Below are 5,738 nucleotides of genomic sequence, written 5' to 3' on the forward strand. Positions count from 1 at the left end.
CTTGTACCTCATAACATCGGGAAGTGCTGTATTACTAATTGTAGGGAAGGTAACAAAATTTCAAACCAATCATCTTCAACTTCAAACGGGTCAAGAATCTGGTTATCAAGAGTACCTTTACTACTATTAATCCAACCAGAAGCAAAACGGTAATTACTCCATTCATAAGCCAAATCACGATGATTTTCACAAGATAGGAAATGGTCTACAGTGCCAACAGGTTCATACATTGCAGTATAACCACAAAGATTACCAAAGCCATCAGCTAAATCACTTTTAAAATTTGACCAATAATCTTTTGGTCTTTTTTTATCTGGATTTTTTTCTAACCAATTATTACCTGGTTGTCGTGCTTTTGCATCAAAATTTTCTGGTTCTGCTGGAGGATTAAACTTTAACATATTTACTATGAGTCTGATGATTTTTGATTTCTTCTTTCTGCTGTAACTATCCAACGTGGCCAAAATGGATCATGTCCCGGTAAAAGTCTTTGCAATTCCTGATGAATTTGTGATTGTGTTCTCAAATGTTCAGGAAAAGTATTCATATTATCATTTCGCATCCACGCTTCTGCTGCTTCAATTGCGGTTTCTGATTCTTGAGAACGTGCTTGTTTTAGTCCAAATATTTCTGATGTTAACCATCCTACAGTATCTCCCTGTTTAGTCCACAAAATTTCATTTAGTTCAACGTCTTTTCCTTGTAGTTCAAATAAAAATAATTTATCTTGTTCTTCATCAAATATTGGTTCTAATGAAGCCAGCACAAGGGGAGAATGAGTAGTAACTAAAGCTTGTATTGTGATATCTGATTTTAACTGATTGACTACTGATAAAATAGATGGTAAAATCGCTCTTTGCCAGCGAGGATGGAGATGAGACTCAATTTCATCTATTAATAAAACTATTTGATTCATTGGTTCTTGCTGCTTTAATTCAGAAGCCTTTTGGTGTTCATACCAAGTCCATACTAATAAATAAGCAAGTCCCAAAATCCGCTTCATTCCTGCTGATGCTTGGGTAATGGGAATATTCCCATAAGAAAGATTAATTGTCGGAATATCACGCACATCATCAACAGATACTCGCGTTGGTTCTCCTATTTCTATCCATTCATCAGGATGAGGTGCAAGTTGTTTAATGACATCTGATAAAAGTTGAAATGGCGTTTTTTGGGGTTGATTTTGCCATGTTACCCAATCTTGAATCAGACCGTTACAAATAACTTTTCCTTTTAATTTTAACCCATTCCAAAGTGTATCGGGGGTAAAATTATAGGCATCTTCATCGTTGCGAGCAGGATCAAAAATAGAGAAACTTCCATCAACGCGAACAAAAATAATTATTCCTTTTAATAAGGGAACACTATGAAAGGGAACTCTTAAATCTTGCCATTTTTGTTTAGAAAAATTAAATTTAAAGGAATAATTTTTTCCTTCATCATCATCTAGAGTGATAATTTGGGAGATAATTTCTGGAGGTTTTTCTGTATTTCTTTGCGGATAAACGGGTTGTTCTACCCAGTTTCCAGTAAGTACCCACCAAGCAACATCTAGTAAGAAACTTTTACCTAATCCATTATCCCCTGTAAAAATGTTGACTCTATCAGCAAATTCAACATCAAATTGAGGAGATGGTCCTACAGACTGTAAATGAAGTTCTTTTAGCATTTAACTACTTCTCCAATGTATTTTTATTTACTTGCAACCAAATTTCCAAACTCACCAATAACCACAGTTTAACACCATATCTTCCCCAAATATCACCTTGAAAATCTAACCATTCACGCAATATATCCTGATTAATGTAAGCTGATATCTGACTATTTCTGTTTAACAACAATTTCCGCGCTTTTCTTGGCCAATATTTTCTGAATCCCAATTGTACAGGAACCATCATTCCACTTTTAGGACGATGAATAATAGTATCTGGTAAAATGTCACTAACTGCTTTTTTTAAAACCGCTTTTTCTTGAACTCCTGAAAGTTTATATTCTGGAGGAATTTGCATACTTAATTCAACTATCCGCTGATCAAATAATGGTGATAAACCCTGTAAATCTGCCGCTTGAGTTAAATTATTCACTTTTGTTAAAATTTGATCTGCACCTTTAAATTTAATGTTTAAAAACATTAATCTATTCAAATAATTGACATCGATATTTAAATCATGATTAAATACAGATGATTCATTTTTTAAACTTTGCCAAATTTCCGGTTTTAAAAGTCGTGGTAAATCTAAAGCGCACTTTTGAAAAGATGTTAAATAAGCTTGTAATGAATCTTGATTGTGAATATAACCATATAAACTATTAATTAACATAGGTTGATTTTTTGGACCACCAAAACAAGGATCTCCTCCCTCTCCATTCAGGGTAATTTGCACATTTTCCCGCGCTATTCTCCCTATTAATAAATTGGGAACTGTCAAAGGATCACCAATAGGATCATCTAAATAAACCATGGTTTCTAGTAAACGTTCCCACATATCCCGAAAGCTAATTTCTAAGATGTGATGTTGGGTTTGACAATGTTGAGAAACTAAACTAGAAAATTCTAATTCATTCGCAGTTTCTGCACCAAAATGAATAGAATAAGTGTGAATTGGTGCATGATGTAATTTTGCTGCTAGTGCGGTAATGCTGCTAGAATCTAAACCACCAGATAGGAAAATACCAACCGGTTGATTTTCGGGTAAATATTCTTTAACAACTTGTTCAAGTAAAAACCGCAATTTTTCACCATACCATTCTAAAGGTTGATTTGTGTCTATAATTTGTTCTTTTAATTGCCAATAATGATCAACCTTGTGAGATGGTAGTTTTAGAAAACTACCGGGACGAATTTCTTTAATATCTTGCCAAAGTGTCCTTTCTCCCGGAACAAATGCACAACAAAGATAATCCCGTAATGCAACTAAATCTAAATTATCAGAACGATAAGGTGTTAAAGTTCTTAATTTTGGGGCTATCCAATAAGTTAAACCTGTGGTAGTATAATATAAGGTGCGACCACCAATGGCATCTCTAATTAAATATAATTCCTGTTTTTCACAATCCCAAACTACTAACCCAAACATTCCCAATAATAGCTTTAAACATTCAGAATTGTATTTTTCCCAAAGTTGTGCTACTATTTTTTGATGACTGCAAGTATGATTAATCTCAATTCCTAATTTTTGCAGTAGTTCTCCTCGGTTACTTAACCAAATATCTCCAACTATTACAAATCTTTTACTGTCACTAATTGCAATTTTATCTGATTTAGAAATAACTGCAAATTGCTGATCTTGCCAAATTATATCCCTAGTGAAATTACTTAGTTTTCCATAAGCTACACACCAACTAGACTTAAATTCAATATTTGTAATAACATGAGAACTTTTAAAAAAATTAAATAGCATTGGTTTGGGTATTGGATAAAGGGTAATCAGTAACAATATTAAATTACTAATCACCCATGAGCAATCACTCGTTAAAATCTCAGCAGCAAAATTTGCAGCGATAAAATCCCAGTTCACCAAATTATCTAAGAAATTCTTGATGAATGCAAGACGAGCATTTTTAAAGTTAATGTAGTATGTGTGTTACTATGTATGATGTATCATTTTTTCGTATATATTTCCCACAGGTTTAATTTAGATACGTAACAGCTTATTTTACAAATCATTAAGATTTATTGACTTAAACAACATAAATATTGTTTAAATAGCAGCTATAACCCAGTCAGGAACTAGGTTTTACCATCTTTCACACCAAAGAACCTCGTAACAAACCTTATTTGTTCATAGCTGGTAGATTTGAGAAAATCAGAAACGATTTAATAATCAAGCACTTATAGAAATTTTAAGTTGCAAAGGGAGAAAACCGGATGAAATTAGCTTACTGGATGTATGCAGGACCTGCCCATATTGGTACTTTGCGAATTGCTAGTTCTTTTAAAAACGTTCATGCAATCATGCACGCGCCCCTGGGTGATGACTACTTTAACGTCATGCGTTCCATGCTATCGCGGGAGAGAGATTTCACTCCAGTGACAACCAGCGTCGTTGATAGAAACGTTTTAGCCCGTGGTTCTCAAGAAAAGGTAGTAGACAATATTACTCGCAAAGACGCGGAAGAACACCCCGATTTAATTGTCTTAACTCCTACCTGCACTTCCAGCATTTTGCAAGAAGACTTACACAACTTTGTGGAACGGGCGCAATTAGAAGCAAAAGGGGACGTAATGCTGGCAGATGTCAACCATTACCGCTACAATGAACTACAAGCCGCAGACCGGACTCTACAACAAATTGTCCAATATTACATTGAAAAAGCCCAGAAGCGGGGGGAATTACCAACACAGAAAACCGCTAAACCCTCGGTTAATATTATCGGCGTTTCTACCCTTGGTTTCCACAATAACCACGACTGTACCGAACTTAAACGGTTAATGGCTGATTTGGGAATTGATGTAAATATTGTGATTCCTGAAGGTGCGTCTGTTCATGAATTAAAAAGTATGCCTCAAGCTTGGTTTAACTTAGTTCCTTATCGGGAACTGGGGTTAACAACAGCTAAATATTTACAAGAACAATTCGGGACACCTTACGTAGATATTACACCCATGGGTGTTGTGGAAACTGCTAGATGTATCCGCAAAATTCAGCAGGTAATTAACGCTCAAGGTGCTGAGGTTAATTACGAAGACTTCATCAATGAACAAACTCTGCACGTATCCCAAGCGGCTTGGTTTTCCCGTTCTATTGACTGTCAGAACTTGACTGGGAAGAAAGCGGTGGTTTTCGGTGATAATACCCATGCGGCGGCTTTAACGAAGATTCTGGCGCGGGAAATGGGGATTCATGTAGTTTGGGCGGGTACTTATTGCAAGTATGATGCTGACTGGTTTAGAGAACAGGTGAGCGAATATTGCGATGAAGTATTAATTACAGATGATCATGGTGAAATTGGGGATGCGATCGCTCGTGTTGAACCTTCTGCTATATTTGGTACGCAGATGGAACGTCACGTGGGTAAACGTTTGGATATTCCCTGCGGTGTCATTGCAGCACCTATTCACGTGCAGAATTTCCCCATTGGTTACAAACCATTTATGGGTTATGAAGGTACAAATCAAATCACAGATTTAATCTACAATTCTTTCACTTTGGGAATGGAAGATCACCTTTTAGAAATCTTTGGTGGACACGATACCAAGGAAGTAATTACCAAAGGAATTTCTGCGGAATCTGGTTTGAATTGGACAAAAGATGGCCAAGCAGAATTGAATAAAATTCCTGGTTTTGTGCGCGGAAAAGTGAAACGAAATACCGAAAAGTTTGCCCGTGAACGTGGGTTTAAAGATATCTCGGCTGAGGTTTTGTATGCAGCTAAGGAATCTGTAGGGGCGTAGGTTTGCGGGGTTAGGAAACAAAAATTTTGATTGGCATCCCTTGTGGATGCCTTTTAGTTTATACTGGAACAGTTCTTAATTAAGTAATCATGTATTAAAACCTATGCCTTCTAAAGAAGAATTGTTAGAACAGTACGGCTCTCCGAAAACAAATCGTGTTGTAGATCAGCTTTATAATTTTGCATATATTAGTCAAACCGCCATTGATAACCTAAAGCAACAAGCTTTGGATGAGAATTGGGGAATTGATAATGATAATGTCTTAAAAAAATACATATAGCAATCCTAAATGATACGTGAGAGTTCAATAAGGCTCAAGTGCTTATAAAACAAGGATTTTTAT

General features: G+C 35.8%; 5 protein-coding genes and 1 pseudogene. 2 read left to right on the forward strand and 4 right to left on the reverse strand.

The annotated features are described in order from the left end of the window. Positions 1-8 precede the first annotated feature (8 nt). The 4 genes and pseudogenes from ACIR310F_RS21140 to ACIR310F_RS26515 all read right to left on the reverse strand — a co-directional run. A complete protein-coding gene (locus ACIR310F_RS21140) occupies positions 9-401 on the reverse strand; it encodes a hypothetical protein (RefSeq protein WP_081677531.1) in 393 nt (130 codons plus the stop codon). A gap of 5 nt (positions 402-406) precedes the next feature. Next, positions 407-1,669 (reverse strand): AAA family ATPase, encoded by a 1,263-nt coding sequence (locus tag ACIR310F_RS0100980; protein WP_028082207.1) that lies wholly within the window; start codon positions 1,667-1,669, stop codon positions 407-409. A gap of 4 nt (positions 1,670-1,673) precedes the next feature. Continuing rightward, positions 1,674-3,401 (reverse strand): asparagine synthetase B family protein, encoded by a 1,728-nt coding sequence (locus tag ACIR310F_RS0100985; protein ID WP_035367459.1) that lies wholly within the window; start codon positions 3,399-3,401, stop codon positions 1,674-1,676. Positions 3,402-3,485: 84 nt separating this feature from the next. After that, positions 3,486-3,584: pseudogene (locus tag ACIR310F_RS26515) on the reverse strand (Fe-Mn family superoxide dismutase); the annotation flags it as partial. Between the two features lie 284 nt (positions 3,585-3,868). On the opposite strand from ACIR310F_RS26515, the gene bchB reads away from it, so the two are divergent. Then, entirely contained in the window at positions 3,869-5,395 is a 1,527-nt protein-coding gene (gene bchB / locus ACIR310F_RS0100990; RefSeq protein WP_028082209.1) for a ferredoxin:protochlorophyllide reductase (ATP-dependent) subunit B, read from the forward strand. 103 nt (positions 5,396-5,498) lie between these two features. Next, positions 5,499-5,675, forward strand: a complete 177-nt coding sequence (locus tag ACIR310F_RS25065; protein WP_155963560.1) for a hypothetical protein — start codon at positions 5,499-5,501, stop codon at positions 5,673-5,675. The last annotated feature ends 63 nt before the right edge of the window (positions 5,676-5,738 follow it).

This window comes from Dolichospermum circinale AWQC310F (assembly GCF_000426925.1).
Classification (GTDB): Bacteria; Cyanobacteriota; Cyanobacteriia; order Cyanobacteriales; family Nostocaceae; genus Dolichospermum; species Dolichospermum circinale.

What these genes read in the sequence shown, in the direction of transcription:
- ACIR310F_RS25065 (WP_155963560.1), top strand. Translation starts at nt 5,499, where the DNA reads ATGCCTTCTAAAGAAGAATTGTTAGAACAGTACGGCTCTCCGAAAACA.
- ACIR310F_RS0100980 (WP_028082207.1), bottom strand. Translation starts at nt 1,669, where the DNA reads ATGCTAAAAGAACTTCATTTACAGTCTGTAGGACCATCTCCTCAATTT.
- bchB (WP_028082209.1), top strand. Translation starts at nt 3,869, where the DNA reads ATGAAATTAGCTTACTGGATGTATGCAGGACCTGCCCATATTGGTACT.
- ACIR310F_RS0100985 (WP_035367459.1), bottom strand. Translation starts at nt 3,401, where the DNA reads ATGCTATTTAATTTTTTTAAAAGTTCTCATGTTATTACAAATATTGAA.
- ACIR310F_RS21140 (WP_081677531.1), bottom strand. Translation starts at nt 401, where the DNA reads ATGTTAAAGTTTAATCCTCCAGCAGAACCAGAAAATTTTGATGCAAAA.